The sequence below is a fragment of the Ruegeria spongiae genome (assembly GCF_023502395.1).
Taxonomy (GTDB): Bacteria; Pseudomonadota; Alphaproteobacteria; order Rhodobacterales; family Rhodobacteraceae; genus Ruegeria_C; species Ruegeria_C spongiae.
Genome location: NZ_JAMFMB010000013.1, coordinates 48,762 through 66,094 on the forward strand (window position 1 = coordinate 48,762; position 17,333 = coordinate 66,094).

The 17,333-nt window shown below is 58.2% G+C and carries 13 protein-coding genes; 9 read left to right on the top strand and 4 right to left on the bottom strand.

The features are described from left to right. Window positions 1-2: 2 nt before the first annotated feature. The 4 genes from M3P21_RS11615 to M3P21_RS11630 form a co-directional block, all read right to left on the bottom strand. Window positions 3-947, bottom strand: coding sequence for an aminotransferase class IV (locus M3P21_RS11615; protein WP_249710159.1), 945 nt, complete (start codon window positions 945-947; stop codon window positions 3-5). Window positions 948-1,163: 216 nt separating this feature from the next. Next, window positions 1,164-1,940: a GntR family transcriptional regulator gene (locus M3P21_RS11620; RefSeq protein WP_249710160.1), complete on the bottom strand. Its 777-nt coding sequence runs from the start codon at window positions 1,938-1,940 to the stop codon at window positions 1,164-1,166. A 457-nt stretch (window positions 1,941-2,397) separates the two neighbouring features. Next, window positions 2,398-3,714, bottom strand: a complete 1,317-nt coding sequence (locus M3P21_RS11625) for an acetoin dehydrogenase dihydrolipoyllysine-residue acetyltransferase subunit (RefSeq protein WP_249710161.1) — start codon at window positions 3,712-3,714, stop codon at window positions 2,398-2,400. A 63-nt stretch (window positions 3,715-3,777) separates the two neighbouring features. Then, a complete protein-coding gene (locus tag M3P21_RS11630; protein WP_249710162.1) occupies window positions 3,778-4,590 on the bottom strand; it encodes an IclR family transcriptional regulator in 813 nt (270 codons plus the stop codon). A 161-nt stretch (window positions 4,591-4,751) separates the two neighbouring features. Between M3P21_RS11630 and M3P21_RS11635 the strand changes: the two genes are divergently transcribed. The 9 genes from M3P21_RS11635 (at window position 4,752) to M3P21_RS11675 (ending at window position 17,273) form a co-directional block, all read left to right on the top strand. Next, window positions 4,752-5,807, top strand: coding sequence for an ABC transporter permease (locus M3P21_RS11635; protein ID WP_283780939.1), 1,056 nt, complete (start codon window positions 4,752-4,754; stop codon window positions 5,805-5,807). A 4-nt stretch (window positions 5,808-5,811) separates the two neighbouring features. Beyond that, window positions 5,812-6,657, top strand: a complete 846-nt coding sequence (locus M3P21_RS11640) for an ABC transporter permease (protein ID WP_249710165.1) — start codon at window positions 5,812-5,814, stop codon at window positions 6,655-6,657. Window positions 6,658-6,741: 84 nt separating this feature from the next. Then, window positions 6,742-7,653, top strand: a complete 912-nt coding sequence (locus tag M3P21_RS11645; RefSeq protein WP_249710239.1) for an ABC transporter ATP-binding protein — start codon at window positions 6,742-6,744, stop codon at window positions 7,651-7,653. Then, a complete protein-coding gene (locus tag M3P21_RS11650; protein ID WP_249710166.1) occupies window positions 7,650-8,657 on the top strand; it encodes an ABC transporter ATP-binding protein in 1,008 nt (335 codons plus the stop codon). The genes M3P21_RS11645 and M3P21_RS11650 overlap by 4 nt, the downstream gene beginning before the upstream one ends. Window positions 8,658-8,679: 22 nt before the next feature. After that, window positions 8,680-9,909 (top strand): CaiB/BaiF CoA transferase family protein, encoded by a 1,230-nt coding sequence (locus M3P21_RS11655; protein WP_249710167.1) that lies wholly within the window; start codon window positions 8,680-8,682, stop codon window positions 9,907-9,909. Between the two features lie 197 nt (window positions 9,910-10,106). Beyond that, window positions 10,107-11,543, top strand: coding sequence for an NAD-dependent succinate-semialdehyde dehydrogenase (locus tag M3P21_RS11660; protein ID WP_249710168.1), 1,437 nt, complete (start codon window positions 10,107-10,109; stop codon window positions 11,541-11,543). Between the two features lie 429 nt (window positions 11,544-11,972). After that, the gene (locus M3P21_RS11665; protein WP_249710169.1) at window positions 11,973-14,183 is read left to right on the top strand and encodes an alpha-ketoacid dehydrogenase subunit alpha/beta; all 2,211 of its coding nucleotides are present in this window, start codon (window positions 11,973-11,975) and stop codon (window positions 14,181-14,183) included. Between the two features lie 29 nt (window positions 14,184-14,212). Next, window positions 14,213-15,811 (top strand): ABC transporter substrate-binding protein, encoded by a 1,599-nt coding sequence (locus M3P21_RS11670; RefSeq protein WP_249710170.1) that lies wholly within the window; start codon window positions 14,213-14,215, stop codon window positions 15,809-15,811. Between the two features lie 154 nt (window positions 15,812-15,965). Beyond that, window positions 15,966-17,273 (top strand): aminotransferase class III-fold pyridoxal phosphate-dependent enzyme, encoded by a 1,308-nt coding sequence (locus M3P21_RS11675; RefSeq protein ID WP_249710171.1) that lies wholly within the window; start codon window positions 15,966-15,968, stop codon window positions 17,271-17,273. Window positions 17,274-17,333: the final 60 nt, after the last annotated feature.

Consider the following 17,333-nt stretch of genomic DNA (forward strand, 5'->3'; position numbering starts at 1 on the left):
TTTCAGTTTTCCGGATCAGAAGAATAATTGACCGCTGTGGCGAAGTCCGGTGCCTCGTGCAGAGACCAGTAGAGATCCCTCACTGCGCGGGTCAGCTGCCCGGGCGAACCCGAGCCTACATCTTGCCCGTCGATCTGCGTCACGGGTATGATGCCACCCGCTGTGCTGGTCACGAACACTTCGTCAGCGGCGGACAACTCCTGGGGATCAATCGGGCGCACTTCCGTTTTCAACTGCAATCGGCCCACCGCTTCAAGCACGGTCCGGCGGGTCATGCCCTCAAAGACATTGGTGTCGGGTGTCGCCAGCGTGTTGCCCTTTGCCACGAACAGGTTGAAACCGGCCCCTTCCGTGAGCTTCCCGTCGGGTCCCGGATGCACCGCAATTGACGCCCCGCGTTCATAGGCCTCAAAAATGCCGGTGGTGAGGTCCAGCCAGTGAAAGTTCTTGATCCGGAGGTCGATGGCTTTGGACGAAATCCGTTCGTTTGACGCCACGATCATGTGAACACCGGTTTCCTGTTGCTCAGGCGTCGCGATCCAGACAAAGGGCTGCGCAAATGAGGTGAACAGGTTCTTGCACTCCCTGGGATTGCGCGAGCCCTTTGGCGGAACGCCGCGGGTGCAGGTCATCTGGACATAGGCATTGCGCAGCCCGCTCCGGACGACGCATTGGTGCAAGACATCCTTGACCTGCTCCGGGCTCTCGTCGATGCCCATCCCGAGTGCCCCCATCGACACGAAGAAGCGGGTGACATAGTCGTCGAGGCGAAAGAAGCTGCCATTCCAGACATGGACAACGTCATAGGTCGCGTCGGATCGGACAAATCCCCGGTCCAGCATCGAAACGGTCGCGCGGTTCAGGGCCACAAACTCCCGACCGTCATAAGCGACACCCGTAGCTTCGGGGCTTTCAGGCGCAGACAATCGTGCTGCCGGCAACATCATCACAGAACCCCTTCAATAATGGAAGATATTCGCAAAGCGATGCCTCGCCTGACGCTAACAATGATGCCCTGCTTCATGCGCGAACCTTTCTTCACCTACCGAATCGACTCTCTGGCGGAGATCCACATATCAACTCATATATTACATCTTATAAAATACCTATGAGCAAAACAAAAGACATCCCGCGCAGTCCCGCTGAAGCCCTTGCTTACAGGTTCAATGTGTGGATTCCTGAGCATCCAGCAACCGCAGAAGCTCGTCCCCACCGCGCATGAGGTCGGAAACTATGGCTTTTTCGGCATTCTTCCCATTTCGATCGGCGATGGCGTCAATGACGTTGTCATGCGCGTCATCCCCCCGATACGACTGGATCGCGTCCTGGAAATAGCGACCAAGCATTGGCCCCATCATGACCCACAGCCGTTCGATATGTGAAACGAGAACGTCCTCACGCGACGCACGGTAGACCATGAAATGAAATTCAATGTTCTTCTGACGCGCCAAAAGACGGTCTTCCGGGAGATGCAGAGACCGATAGGCTTCCTGTATTTCCTTGATCCTTTGCAACTCATCCACTGTGGCCCTTTCCGCTGCCAGCTTCGCGGCCAACCCTTCGAGTGGCATCCGGACCAGCCTTACGGAGAGGTATCTTTCCTTGGTAAACGCGGGCACTTGCGCAAATCGACCGGACCGGTATTCCAACGCGCCCTCACTTACGAGGCGGAGACAGGCTTCGCGGACGGGGGTGATCGACGTTCCGATCTGGTCCGCTATTTCCTGAAGGATCAGCCTTTGCTCGGGTTCGAAGGAACCCGCAGCCAGCCCGTCACGAATAACCCGATATGTTCGCAGGGAAAGACTGCCCTTGGAAACCCTACCGAACGGCGCAGCAGCATCTTGCTCTGGAACGCCAAATACTGAAGATTGATCCAAATTGGTTTTTTGCATTGAATGTCCGAACTGCTTGTCGTGATTGGGGCCGATGCCCGACATAAACGAGAGCAATTTTCAGCACGCGTTCAGAATGGCAAAGGCAATCTACCCAATTGGAGTATAATTCATAATTTGTAAATTACCATACTGACCTGTTCGGCTTTTACAGTAACAATCGTAAAGCGCGTGCCATCATCTCGTTTTGTTCGCGGCTCAGCGTGTCCCGTTGACAGGCCAGCACCCCGCTTCGTACCCCGAAGGACAGGGCGTTTGCCGTTGGGTTGTCCGACGTCGCAACCGCAATACCATCCTCCATCGACAACTTTAGCTGTTCCTGTATTGAGATTCAGTTGCTCAAGCGCGACTTTGTCGGACCGGCAAGGACAATGTCTTGAGCCGAAGTTTTGCGAGTTTTTGGCGCGACCGTAACATCGCTTTGCGGGGACGGCGGGCAGTGCAAGACTTAAAATTGTGGAAGTCGAAGTTTGCCCAACCGTCCCGTTGGGTTTTGCAATTCTTACCGTACCGAATGCCAAAGCTCGTCGAGAATGCGGAACGACAGATCTGGGTGTTCGAGATGGGGCATATGTCCGCATCGGTCCAACGCGTGCAGCGCCGCATGGCCCGGGAGCGCTATGGTCGATGAAAAGGGCAGCACCTCATCCTGCCGGCCAAAGACAACGCGTATAGGGTGCCTGACATCCGCAAGATCCTGACGGATCGAGAAGCATTGAGTACCATCCGCAAAGAACGTCTCACCGATCGCTTGCATCGACTGCGTAAGCGCCTGATTCTGGCGCTGTTCTTCGGTAACCCGCACGAAAGTCTCCGAGATCTTCGATGCATCATGAACCAGGGTTTCAAGCCAGGGCCGGAGGCTTGATGCGCTGCGCGCCTGCAGAATGCCTTGCGTGAAACTGGAATTGACCGTGGGTGTCAGGCCTGCAGGGGCAAAAAGGCACAAACCGCGAACACCAACTTGTCTGCGTGCGGCCATCCGGGCCGCCACTGCCGCGCCAAAGGAGTGCCCGGCCAGAACACAATCATCGACGCCATTGGCATAGAGCGTTTCTTCAACCATTGCGGCAATTGCATCCAGCGTGGGTGGGGACACGAGGGGCGATTTTCCGTGGCCGGGTAAATCCAGGGCGAGAACGGGCCAGCGTTGCCGGGTACCGGCCAGGAAACCGCGCCAATTTCCCAGATCCCCAGAGAAGCCGTGCAGAAGGACAACGGGACAGCCGTCGCCACGGTGCAGCCATCTTGCGTGCAACTCAGCCGCAGGGGTGGTGGGTTTCGCCTGCTCCACGATGCTCTGGGCCGGGGGGCTTGGCCTGATCGCTGGTGCCGTTTGTTTGGCAATCATTGACAACACATCAACCTTTTGCACCCGACCGCGTGGCCCGGTCCCCTGAACGCCGTCCAGGACCAGCCCCTCGATCGAGGCAAGCCTGCGGGCCAGCGGAGTTGGGTTCGGCCCACGGCGTGGCCGGGACAGTGCAGGCTTTTCAACGACGGGTTTTGGGGGCGCGGGTTCCTGAGCGGCGGTACCCGTGGACACGGCCATCTCGGGAGTTTTTGCCGACGCGGATACGTCGTCTTCGGCGAAGATCGCGGCGACCTTGTCACCCACTTCGACCTCTACGCCCTCGGGAACGAGTTCTCGAATAATGCCATTTGCGCTTGCCTCTATTTCGATCACGGCTTTGTCATTCTCGACTTCGAATATGATCTGCCCCTCGGACACCTCTTCGCCATCTGCAACCAGCCATCGTGAAATGCTGCCACTGGACACCTCCATGCTGGCCTTGGGATACGCTACATTTGTTGGCATCGTCGTTCCTTACATCTTGATCATTCTATAGCTGTCGGGAAGGCGGTTCGGAGCGTCAGCCGATCAGTCGTCTGACGCTCCGTTCAGACGCTTCCTGAGGTCGTGGACCAAATCGACCAGATCAGGGCCAATCTCGGAAAGGCATTTTTCCTGCGGGACGATGTCGACGATTCCACCGCAGGTCAGCGCAACCAACGGCGATCCGTCTGTCGGGCGAAAGGCGACGCCAACCGCGTTGATATAGCTGTACCACTGCCCAAAAGAACTGACGAAACCATGGGACTTCACGCTGTCAACGCCCTGTAAGACAGCCTCCCGGATCGCGGCCTCCTGATCGGGGTCGGCGGATATCATCTGTTCTAGAACCTGCCCCCTTTGTTCCGGTTCCAGATCGGCCAGATAGGCCAAGCCCATGGAGGTCCGCCAGATCGGCAGCCGGGAGCCGACATATAGCTGCAGAGAGACCGGATTCATCGACCTGCTATTCGCAAGGTAGACCATGTCCGATCCATCCCGGGTCCCAAGTGCAACAGCGGCTCCGGTTTTATCTGCCATCTCCTGCATCAATGGAACCGCCATACGAACAACTGCACTGGACGACAAGGCGGAGTAGCCCAGGGAAACCGTCGCAGGTCCGATGGAATACCGACCAAGGGTTTCGTCGTAGTGGAGGTAGCCCAGAATAACCAACGTCTGTGTGAGCCTTGAGACAGTGGCCTTGGGTAGGCCGGTCCGGTCCAGCAGATCCTGATTCCCAAGAGTCTGATCGTCTGCGGTGAATACACGCAATATCTCCAGCCCGCGCTGCAACGATGTGGCGGTTTTTATCGGCTGATCGTCCCGAATATGGTCAACGGGGTTCGTTCTCTTGCGCATTCTTTGCTCTCCTATTCCAGCGTCACGAGGTCTGTCGGAGCCGGCGTCAGGCATGTGAGTCTCAAAACTGGAATTAAATTTCAATAATGTTGACTTCGGGTTGGGTGTTTGTCAATAATCATCGCACCGTTTCATCCGGTCAAACTTCGATCTTTGGTTCCATGCACCCTTGCGAAGGGGCCAAGCTAGAAAAAGGGCAGCCCTTGACGCGCTTTATTCTCAAACGGTTATTTGCCATGCCTTTTCTTGTACTTGGCATCGTGACGTTGGCGTTTTTGCTCACCACGGTAACAAAGGGCGACCCGCTCACCGCCATTTTGTCGGATCGGCAGCTTAACGACCCCGAAGCTGTCAAGGCGGCAATGGCGCGATGGGGCTTGGACCGGAGCTTGCCAGAGCGCTACTTCATCTATGTTCGCAATCTGCTGAGCGGCGATCTGGGCACATCATTTGTGACGCGGCGACCTGTTCTAACGGATGTTCTCTTCAGGTTGCCGGCCACGCTTGAGCTGGTTGGTGCGGCAATGGTCATTGGCTCAACAATCGGAATTTCGCTTGGCGTGCTGGCCGCCTATTTCAAGAATTCCTGGATCGACCACCTCGCGCGGCTGTTTGCGTTGGTCGGATCATCGGTTCCGGTTTTCTGGATGGGGCTTGCGCTGCTCTATGTGCTCTCGGTGAAACTGGGGGTTGTTCCCGGTCCCGGGCGTCTTGATCCCCGAGCCAGCCTGCCGCCAACCGTCACCGGCTTCATGACAATCGATACGTTGCTTGCAGGTGAGTTCAAGCTGTTTGCAAACGCATTGTGGCATCTACTTTTGCCCGCGTTTGTGCTTGGCTGGGCGGTTTCCGGGACGATCTCAAGGCTGGTGCGGGCCAATATGCTGGAAGTGCTGGGGCGCGAGTTCATCCTGACGGCGCGCGCCAAGGGGGCAGGCGAGCTGCGCGTGGTCATCCGGCATGCGCTTCGCAACACGCTGGTGCCGACCCTGACGGTGATCAGCTATTCCTTTGCCTACCTGCTGACGGGCGCCGTTCTGACCGAGACCATCTTTTCCTGGCCGGGTCTGGGATCTTATGCTGTGGGCGCCGCCCGCGCATTGGATTTTCCTGCCATCATCGGGGTGACGTTGGTGGGGGGTATCATATTCCTTCTGACCAATCTGATCACCGATATTGCGTATGTCATCGCCAACCCGCGCGTTCGTCTGGGGTAACCACATGACCGATCAATCCCTTCCTCTCGCTCGCCGCTTGCTCGTGCCGTATTGGCTGACTTTGCCGATGGCCATCGGTCTGGCCATCGTCCTGTTTTGGTTGCTGATGGTGGTGCTCGCACCCGTTGTGGCCCCCTATGACCCGCTGGAACTGGTGGGGCGTCGGCTGCAACCTCCCAGTTGGCAGCATTGGCTGGGAACAGATGCGCTGGGGCGCGATGTTCTGAGCCGGACACTTTTTGGAGCGCTGCATTCCATTCCAATCGCGGTGATCGTGGTGGTCCTGGCGGTGTCCTTCGGGGCTCTGTTGGGCGCTTTGTCTGGCTACATCGGAGGCCTCTTTGGGTCCGCCATCATGCGGCTGGTGGATGTCACCCTGTCGTTTCCGCCGATGCTGCTGGCCATGGCTGTGGCGGCGTCGTTGGGGCCGGGGCTGGAAAATGCCGCGATTGCGATGGTCATCGTCTGGTGGCCCGTCTATGCCCGGCTGATGCGCGCGCAGGTGCTGGAAGTGCGCGAACGCGAACATGTCGAGGCCGCCATCGCCGCTGGTGCAAGCCGCCCGCGCATCCTGTTCAAACACATTCTGCCACTCTGCTGGACCCCCATATTGATCAGCGCCACCATGGATCTGGGTCAGGTCATCCTGCTGGCGGCCTCGCTGTCTTTCATCGGGCTGGGGGCAACGCCACCAACCCCGGAGTGGGGATCGATGATCTCGGACGGGGCGCAGCAATTTTATTCGTGGTGGGTCGCGTTTGGCCCCGGCGTTGCCATCCTGACAGTCGTCCTTGGGTTCAACTTCATTGGTGACGGTCTGCATGATTATCTTGATCCACGGTCGGAATAAGTGAGTTAGAACATGAATACTCCGCTCTTTTCCGTACGTGACCTTCGCGTTGGCTTCTTAAGCCGGAGCCTCCCTTTGGAGGCTGTGCGTGGCATTGATCTGCATGTCGATCACGGCGAAGTTCTGGGTATCGTCGGAGAATCCGGGTCGGGCAAATCCGTTGGCATGCTTGGCTCTGTCAGCCTTTTGCCGCCTTCGGCCTATGTCACGGGTTCGGCCCGGTTTCAGGGGCAGGAACTGGTGGGTCTGGACCGCCGTTCGCTTCAGAAGTTGCGCGGATCGCGCATTGCCATGATCTTTCAGGACCCGCTGTCATCTCTCAATCCGGTAACGAAAGTGGGCACCCAGATTGTCGAGGCGATCCGGCTGCACGATCGCAAAATCTCCAAACGCGACGCGATGGAGAGAGCGATCGAACTGCTGGAACTGGTCGCTATACCCGAACCTAATCGCCGGGTGCATCAGTATCCACATGAATTTTCCGGAGGGATGCGGCAGCGCGTCATGATTGCGATGGCGGTGGCGAACGATCCCGACCTGCTCATTGCGGATGAACCGACAACCGCGCTGGATGTGACGGTGCAGGCCCAGATCATGGAGGTCCTCGCCACTCTGCAAAAACGGCTGAATCTGGGATTGATCCTGATCACCCATGATCTTGGCGTGCTGGCCGGTCATGCGGACCGCGTCGCGGTTGTCTATGCCGGTCAGGTCGTGGAGCAGGCCTCGATCGACGACCTCTTTGCCAATCCCAAACACCCCTACACACGTGGGTTGATCGCCTCGATCCCGAACATTTCGGAAGAAAAAGAGCGGCTCTTTTCGATTGAAGGCGCCCCACCGCCGCTTGGGCGGTTGCCGTCCGGCTGCGCCTTCAACCCGCGTTGCACGATGGCGCAGGACGTCTGCCGCAATCTTGACCCGCAAACCACCACAGACGGCGCGCATAGTGTGGCGTGCCACTTTGCCGACGACAAAGAGGGAGCCTGCGCATGAGCACCCCGGATATAGTCCTGTCCGTCCGCAATCTGAGCAAGTCATTCCCGGTCAAGGGCGGCCTTCTGATCGAGCATGAGATCGGGCAGATCAAGGCGGTGGCAGGTGTGTCCTTTGATGTCCGGCGCGGGGAAACCCTTGGGCTTGTTGGTGAATCGGGCTGCGGCAAGTCCACCCTCGGCCGCTGCATCTTGCGTTTGATCGACGCCACGGGCGGTCAGACACTTTTCAATGGTACGGACATAAACCAGATCAGCGCGACCGAGATGCGGGCCATGCGGCGCAAGGTGCAATTGGTCTTTCAGGACCCCTATGCCTCGCTGCATCCCCGGATGAGCATCGCTCAGAACATTGCCGAGCCGTTGCGGATCAGCGATTTGTCGAAATCCGAGCGCAAGGCGCGTGTCGCCGAAATGATCGACCTTGTTCAGCTGACGCGCGAACACGGCGACCGGTATCCCCACGAATTGTCCGGAGGCCAGCGCCAACGGGTGGTGATTGCCCGCGCACTGGCGCTGCGGCCCGAGTTGCTGGTGCTGGATGAGCCCGTCTCGGCACTGGATGTGTCGGTTCAGGCGGGCGTGCTCAATCTGCTCAAGGACCTCCAGCGAGAGATCGGGACGGCTTATGTTTTCATCGCGCATGATCTGTCCGTGGTGCAACACATCAGCGATCGCGTGGCCGTGATGTACCTGGGGAAAATCGTTGAGATAGCGGACAAAAAGAAGCTCTACAGCGCCCCGGCGCACCCCTATACCCAGGCGCTGATGTCCGCGGTTCCGCTGGCCGACCCCAAACTGGAACGCGCGCGCAAGCATATCGTGCTGACCGGAGATGTGCCTAGCCCATTGAACCCGCCCTCTGGATGCCCGTTCCGAACCCGCTGCCCGAAGGCACGCGAGATTTGCGCCTCGGACCCACCCAGGCTGGATGAAACCCAAAAGGGCCATTCCGTCGCCTGTCACTTCCCGTCTGAAATGGAAACCGGATTACTGGCCGTCTGACCAAGCGGCGTTGGAGCAAATCATGTGCAATAAAGACCTGCCACTGGACGGCATCAAAGTTCTGGATCTGACCCGGGTACTGGCAGGACCATGGGCCACCATGAGCCTCGCCGATCTTGGCGCGCATGTCTGGAAGATAGAGAATGTCAAAGGCGGGGACGACACCAGAGCCTGGTCGGTGCCCAACTACAAAGGCGTATCGACCTACTACCTGTGCGCCAATCGCGGCAAGCACAGTCTGGCCGTCGATCTGAAAGACCCCGATGGATTGCGGATCGTTCTTGACCTTGCGCGGCAAGCGGATGTGGTGGTCGAGAACTTTCGCGCTGGCACCGCGGGTCGGCTTGGCTTGGGATACGAGGATATTCGCAAGATAAATCCAGACGTTGTTTACTGCGCAATCTCGGGATACGGGCAAGTTGGGTCGCAAAGTCAGCGTCCAGGATATGATTTTGTGATGCAGGCCGAATCCGGAATGATGTCGATTACCGGTGAAAAGGACGGCCCCCCCACACGCCTGGGCGTTGCCTTTACCGATGTTGTCGCTGGCATGATTGCCACACAATCCATTCTGGCGGCGCTGTATCAACGCAAAAGCACCGGGGATGGTCAGTTCATTGACCTGTCCCTTCTCGAGTCGTCTTTGAACATGCTGATCAATGTCGGCACCGGGCATCTCAATGCCGGGGTCGAGCCGGTCCGCTTCGGCAATGCCCATCCGACCGTTGTTCCATACCAGATATTTGATACCTCTGATGGTATCTTCGCTTTGGCCGTTGGCAACGATCGCATGTTTGTCAGATTCTGCAGGGATGTGATTGATCGCCCGGACCTGACAGACGATCCCCGTTTCAAGACATCCCATGATCGCGCCGTAAACCGCGAACATCTGCTGGAAATCCTGACAGGCATCCTGAAACACAATACGTGTAAGCATTGGGTGGATCTGTGTATCGCGCATAGTGTTCCTGCCGGTCACGTGAAGAACGTGGCAGAGGCGCTCAACAGCCCCGGCGTTCGGGAGAGGGGCACGATCCAGGAACTCGAGCATCCCACTTTGGGCCCGGTCCGCCTGATCGGCCCGGCCCATGGGATCAAGGCGCAGGAGGGATACCGCCCCAAGCCGCCACCGCTCTTGGGTGAGGATACCAAATCCGTTCTTCAGGATGTGTTGAACATGACGCCCACCCAGATCGACGATCTGATTGCGAGGGGTGTGGTGAAGTGCCCAAAAGACCCAGAGGTCGCCTAGACCGAAAAGTCTCAACCATGAAACCAGCTTGTTTTGACGATGGGGGCCACACTTCCTGTGGTTGGCCAAATGATCCGTTTGTTTTGCAAGGGGTGTGAATGGTGCCCGCAAGAGGCCGCAAGAGAGAGCCCAGCGAAGTGTCGCAGAACCGGTTTTGCAATCGGTTCGGCACAAGAAGTTTCGAAAGGAGAGATCCGATGCCTGAATATCCCTCAACGCAGCTTTTCCTGAATGGCAGGTGGCAGCCTGCCCGTGACGGCCGGGTCATTGATGTGCTGAACCCGGCCACGCAGCAAAAGATTGGTACCGTGTCACATGCCGGTATTGCGGATCTGGACGAGGCGCTGGCCGCAGCGGATAACGGTTTTCGCATTTGGCGGGATATTTCCCCCTACGAGCGCGCCGCAGTTCTGCGAAAGGCTGCTGGGTTGCTGCGCGACCGGGTCGACAGCATTGCCCGCATCATGACGCTGGAACAGGGCAAGCCACTCGCGCAATCGCGACTGGAAACTTTGGCGGCAGCCGACATCATCGACTGGTTTGCGGGCGAAGGCCAGCGCGCCTATGGGCAGATCATTCCGGCGCGCAATCCAAATACAACGCAAATGACGCTCAAGCTCCCGGTCGGGCCGGTCGCTGCTTTCACGCCATGGAACTTTCCGATAAATCAGGCCGTTCGGAAATTGTCTGCGGGTCTGGCAGCGGGCTGTTCCGTCATCGTCAAAGCGCCCGAGGAAACCCCGGCCGCGCCTGCCGCGCTGATCCAGGCGTTTGCCGATGCCGGTCTGCCGGATGGGGTTGTGGGTCTTGTCTTTGGCGAACCTGCGCAAATCTCGGAATATCTGATCCCGCATCCGGTGATCTGCAAGATCAGCTTTACCGGGTCTACCCCGGTTGGAAAACATCTTGCTGAACTTGCCGGGCGCCATATGAAACGCGCCACAATGGAGTTGGGTGGCCATGCACCCGTCATCGTCGCGGCGGATGCCGATCTGGATCAGGCCTTATCGGTCATCGTTCCGGCAAAGTTCCGAAACGCGGGCCAGGTCTGTATTTCACCAACCCGCTTTCTGGTGCACGAGGATCTGGCGGATGATTTTACAAACCGGTTCGTGGAGCAGGCTGAGGCGATCAAACTGGGAAATGGGCTGGATGCGGACGTTGAAATGGGACCGCTGGCCAATGAACGCCGTCTTGCGGCCATGGATGCGTTGGTTGAGGACGCGGTCGAAAGCGGTGCGAAATTGCGCACCGGGGGCAAAAGGGCCAGCAATCAGGGCTGGTTTTTCCAACCGACAGTGCTGACCCATGTTGCGCAGACCGCCCGGATCATGAACGAGGAACCCTTTGGCCCGGTCGCAGTTATCAATCCCGTCAAGAATCTGGATGCCGCGATTTCCGAGGCGAACCGGCTGCCCTATGGCCTTGCCGCCTATGGCTTCACGCGCGACAGCAATACGGCGGCGCGGCTTGGGCGCGAGGTTGAGGCGGGAATGACCGCCATTAACCATGCGGGATTCGCGCTGCCAGAGGTTCCCTTCGGCGGCATCAGGGATTCCGGTCATGGAACCGAGGGCGGCTCTGAAGCGTTGGACAGTTATCTGAATACCCGTTTCGTGACCCATCTGCACTGAAACTCGATGCGTGTTGAGTGCAAGGGCAGCGTGGTCATTCTCCCTAGAGGTCTGCGCCAGCAACCATCGGGCTTGGCACCTGCGACGCCTGTGTCCTCTGGCGACGCAGGTGCCAAATAGCAGGTTGCTGTTCAAACGGGGATGATTTGCCGCGCCCGGGTCACAGCATCGATTCTCGCACCTCGGGGAAAGCCCGGACCGTCGCGCCGCGTATCAAGTCATACCGGCACAGTAACGGGACGAGTCTCAGAAAGTTCTTCAAATGTTCCTGCTGCCGGCCACTTTTGCAGCTTCGGGTCAAGTCGACCTCTTCAGAATCTTGAAAAATTTTGTTGCGCGGCTTTGCGGAGGCAGCTTAGTGTGACATAAATTATAAATGGAATTAAATTCCACAAAACAAAACCCGATCAAGGACGGAGACAACGCAGAATGGCGGCCCCCACTTCCAAGCCTGGAAAAACAAAGCAGCTTACCCCCTCTGCGGCCTGGTACCGGATCGAGGGCTCGGAGCGTGATTGGAAGGGTGAAGCGAAAGAAGACCTGATCCGCTGGTACTGGCAGATGCTGCTGATCCGCCGCTTCGAGGAACGTTTGCTGGAGCTGTCGAAATCGGGCCTGATCCACGGTCCGGCCCATGCCAGCATCGGTCAGGAGGCCGGGGCCGTCGGGGCGATGTCGATTCTGATGCCGGAGGATAAGATCAACGGCACCCACCGCGCGCATCACCAGGTTCTGATGAAACTGCTCGCGGCTGTCACACCGCAGGGGCTGGACCTGTTGGCGGATGATTTCACTGGTGACATGGACGATGTGCTGTATCGCTTCATGGCCGAAATCATGGGGCTGGAACCGGGCTATTGCGGTGGCCGGGGCGGGTCGATGCACATGCGCGACGAGGCGTCCGGGATCGGCGGCACATCCGCCATCGTCGGCGGCAACCCACCCCATGCGGTGGGCTATGCGCTGGCCGACAAGATGCTGAAACGAGACCGTATCTCGATTGCCTTCTTTGGCGATGGCGCGGCGCAAAACGGCGCGACCTACGAGGCCATGAACATCGCGGCTGTGCAGAGTGTTCCGACGATTTTCTTTATCGAAAACAACCTCTATGGCGTGTCCACCCACCTGAGCGACATCACACGGGAAACCCGATTGTCGTCGCGCGGAGCCATGTTCGGCATCCCGTCGATCGAAGTGGACGCAATGGATGTTGTCGCTGTGCACAAGGCCATGGTCGAGGCGCGCCGCATCATCCGCGAAGATGGCGGTCCCGTGGTCATCGAAGCGCTGTGCTATCGGCATTTCCATCAGTATGGCGACATGCCGGGCAGCGCCTTTGGCTATCGCAGCGAAGAGGAAGAGGCCGAGTGGCGCAGCCGCGATCCGATTGCCACCGCAGAGGCACGGCTGAAGAAGCTGGGCGTATTGGACGCAGCGCAGTTGCAACACCTGGACGAGCTGTTGTCCGCCAGAGTCAAAGCTGCCGCCGAACGCCTGACCGAGCCAGACCCCGGTGGAAACGCCCTCAGAATTCCGCAACATCTCTGGCCTGATCCCGGCAGCAAGGATGAGGGGATCGTGGGCGATCTGTCGGAACTGAGGGGCAAGCGGTTTCTGACCCGCGACGACATGTTGAACGGCGCGGTCGAGCAAAAACGGTTTGTGGTTGCGGCCTCGGAAACATTGGCCTCGGCGATGCAGCGGGACCCGCGCATTATTGTCCTGGGCGAAGACGTTCACCGGCTGAGCGGCGGCGTCAGCGGCATGACTCGCGATGCGCTCACCAACTGGCCCGAGCGGGTGCTTCCGATGCCTATTGCGGAAAACGGTTTTTCCGGCGTGGCCATGGGGGCTGCGTTGAACGGGCTGCGCCCGGTTGTCGAAATCATGTTCGGAGATTTCTGCTTTACCGCCGCAGATCAGATCGCAAACGCCATTGCCAAAGTGCGCCATATGTTCGGGTCCGGCTTTCCGGTGCCTCTGGTCATGCGGGTGAGAATCTCGCCGCAGACCGGTTACGGGTCGCAGCATTCCAGCGACCCGTCGGCGTTTTTTAACCTGCTGCCGGGATGGCGCATTTTCTCGCCCTCCAATGGGTTTGATTATATCGGAATGATGAATGCCGCGCTGACCTGCGACGACCCTGTGGTGATTATCGAACACACGGATTTCTATCAGCGCAAATATGACGTGCCGAAGGGGGACCGGGATTACCTGATCCCGTTCGGCCAGGCACGGATCGTCCGGCCCGGCACGGCTTGCACTGTCCTGGCCTACGGGGTCGCTGTGGAGCACGCGCAGAAGGCCGCTGAGGAAACCGGAATTGATGCCGAGATCATTGACCTGCGCAACATTGACGTGCACGGGCTGGATTGGGATCTGATCGGTGCGTCGATCGAAAAGACCGGGCGCGTTGTCACGGCTGAACAAACCGCGCGCAGCCTGTCATTGGCGCCGTCCTGGGTCGCCGAGATTCAGGATCGTTTCTTCGACTATCTGGACCACGAGATCATTCGGGTGACCGGCGGCCGCGCCGCACCCACCGTGTCCGCCGTGCTCAACCGCGCGGCGCTGGCGCAGGTCTCGGACGTCAGCGACGCGCTGGTTCGAATTGCAGGCAAAACCAAAATCGTGGCGTAACAGCCCGTTTCCTGAAGGAGGAGAGGAAAATGAAAATCGTTCCAACACCGTGGCGCAGAAACATGATGTCCATGGCCCTTGCCGCCACGCTGGCAAGCCTTTGCGCGCCTGCGGCGCAGGCGGATGAGCAACCGCTTATTATCGCACGCGACATGGATCTGAACGCGCTGGACCCGGCGCGTGCCTGGTGCGACACCTGCCAGATCTACCTGACATCGGTCTACGAACAGCTTGCGACCCTGGACAAGGACAACCAGATCCAGCCGCTTCTGGCCGAAAGCTGGGAGATTGCGGACAAGCAGACGCTGTTCACCTTCAAACTGAATCCTGCGGCCAAGTTTTCCGATGGCTCCCCGGTCGAAGCCAAAGACGTCAAATGGTCCTTCGAGCGTCTCAGCAACATCAAAGCAAACGGTGCTTTTCTTGTAGAAGCGATCGAGACCATCGAAACGCCGGATGAGCAAACGGTTGTGATTAAGCTGTCCTCACCGAATTCCGAGTTCGTCAACCAGTTGGCGGCGGGTTTCTTGGGGGTGATTAACAGCGATGTGGCAGAGGCCAATGGCGCCGTTGCCGATGAGACCGCCGCCGACAAAGACACGGCAGAGGCCTGGTTCCTTGCCAATTCCGCTGGCAGCGGCCCATTTGTGCTCAGCCGATACGAGCCGAACTCGGAACTGCGCCTGGCCCGGAACGAGAACTATTGGGGTGACGCGCCGGGCGTTCCCGAGGTGGTTTTCATGCAGGTGAAAGATGCGGTCTCTCAGGCACAGATGCTGCAATCAGGCGCTGCTGACATTGCGATGCAAATCGACCCTGAAACCGCAAAATCGCTTCAGGGTGCGGATGTCACGATTGAAACTGTCCCGTCATTCAACTTTGTCTATGTTGCGCTGTCTCCGGGCGCCAAGGGATTGGAGGTTGATCTGACCCAGGACGTACGTGAGGCCATTTCTTATGCGATCGACAGGGAAAGTCTGATCGACTTCACGCTGGGAGGTGCCGGGCGCCCAATCGCGACCCCGATTCCGCTTGGCTTCCCGGGAAGCTCCGGGCATGAGATTCCCGCCTATGACCCGGAGAAAGCCAAGGAATTGCTTGCTGCGGCAGGGCTTCAGGATGGTTTCCGGCTGGATTCTGTCTATCCTGACACAAACGTCTATGGCATCGACTTCTCGCTGATGATGCAGAAGATTCAGCAGGACCTCAAAAAGGTAAACATCGAGGTTGATCTGTCACCGGTTCCCTTCCCCACATGGGGTGAGCAGGTTGGCGGCGACCATATTCCGCTAACCGCCGTCTACTTTGCCCCTGATTTTTATGGCAGCTCGCAATATGTCGACTATTTCGGTCTTGGAGAGGGGTCTGTCTGGGCCAATCGGGCGGGCGCAGATAACAACCCGTCCGTCATCAACGCTGCAATCCCGGATCTTCTTGCCCGGGCGCTGCAGGCTGAATCACCGGATGCCGCCGAAAAACTCTGGCACGAGGCCGGGGCGCATATGGCAAACGACAAGATTATCGTCCCCATGGTCAGCCCGGACCTGATCCTGGCCTATCGCAACGGTGTTGAAGGCGTGCGTTATAGCGCGTGCTGCAATCTGCCACTGGCTGAAATCACCAACTGAAACCGAAAATGAGGGGCCGAAAGGCCCCTCTTGCCCGCCAAAGGGGGCACTACCTGCGATAGCCCAGGCTTCCAGGTTTTCGCAATTGGGTGCGGTCCGACAGGCGATTACCTATTCAATATTTGGCGCAACTGAGCGCATTGGAGGGGAAGACATGCTTCGCAATGACAAACGTCTGATCGAGCGCGCCGAGCAAGTTGTTCCGGGCGGTGTGTATGGCCACATGTCAACCTACCTGATGCCGGATGGTGTGCCGCAGTATTACACCAAGTCCAAAGGCACTTACCTGTGGGATGCAGACGGCAACAAATATTTTGATTGCCTTTCGGCGTATGGGCCGAACTTGCTGGGCTACGGAAACGCGCAGGTGCAAGACGCCATACGGAACCAATTGGAGCACTGTGATACAATGTCAGGTCCGTCGCCGCTTATGGTGGATCTGGCCGAAGCCATGGTTGATATGATCGACCATGCCAACTGGGCAATGTTCTGCAAGAACGGGACCGATGCGACCTCAATCGCAACAACGATTGCGCGGGCAAAGACGGGCCGCTCGAAAATCGTGGTGGGGCGCGGAATCTATCATGGTTGCCTGCCCTGGTCGACGCCCAGCATGGAAGGTGTGCAGCCAGCGGACCGCATGAATCTGATCTATTTCGACGTCACCGACATGGACAGTTTCACCGACGCGGTGCGCCAGGCGGGCGATGATTTGGCTGGTGTAATCGTGACGCCCTATCGGCACGAGGTATTTGGCGATCAGCACTTTTTCCCGCAGGAGATGGCGCAATTGATCCGCAAGAGTTGCGATGAAAAGGAGGCGGTGCTGATCCTGGATGAAGTGCGTACCGGCTTCCGGTTATCTGTCGGCAGCGCATGGTCCGAACATGGCGTTCAACCTGATATCAGCTGCTGGGGCAAAATGCTGGGCAATGGCCAGCCCATTTCCGCTGTTCTGGGCACCGATGAGGTGAAACAGGCAGCCAGTAGCATTTATGTAACCGGTTCCTTCTGGTTTTCGGCCGTGCCGATGGCCGCGGCAATCGAGACTCTTCGGCAAGTGCGCGAAGGCAGTTATTTCAAGCAGATAATGGCCTATGGGCGCCGCCTGCGAGCCGGGCTGGAGGATCGCGCGCGCGCGTTTGGATTTGAACTGAGCCAGACGGGACCAGTGACGATGCCGCAAATCCTGTTCAGGGAGGATCCCGATTTCCGCATTGCCTATCGATTCTGCCAGCTGTTGGCACAGAACGGTGTGTTGTTCAGCCCATACCACAACATGTTCATGAATGCGGGCATGACAGATGAGGCGATCGACGGGGTGTTGGAAACATCAGAAAAGGTGTTCGCCGAACTCAAGGATACTCGAGGCAATATTCCCGCCATCCCAGACCGGGTTACAGAGAAGCTGAACAAGCGAAAGCCTCTTCTCGGCCTCGGGCAAAAGCAGAAGCTTGCCTAGATCGTCATGAACCCACGCGTGATTGGCCTGGGGTTACAGCTTTTGCCGAGCGTGTCGCCG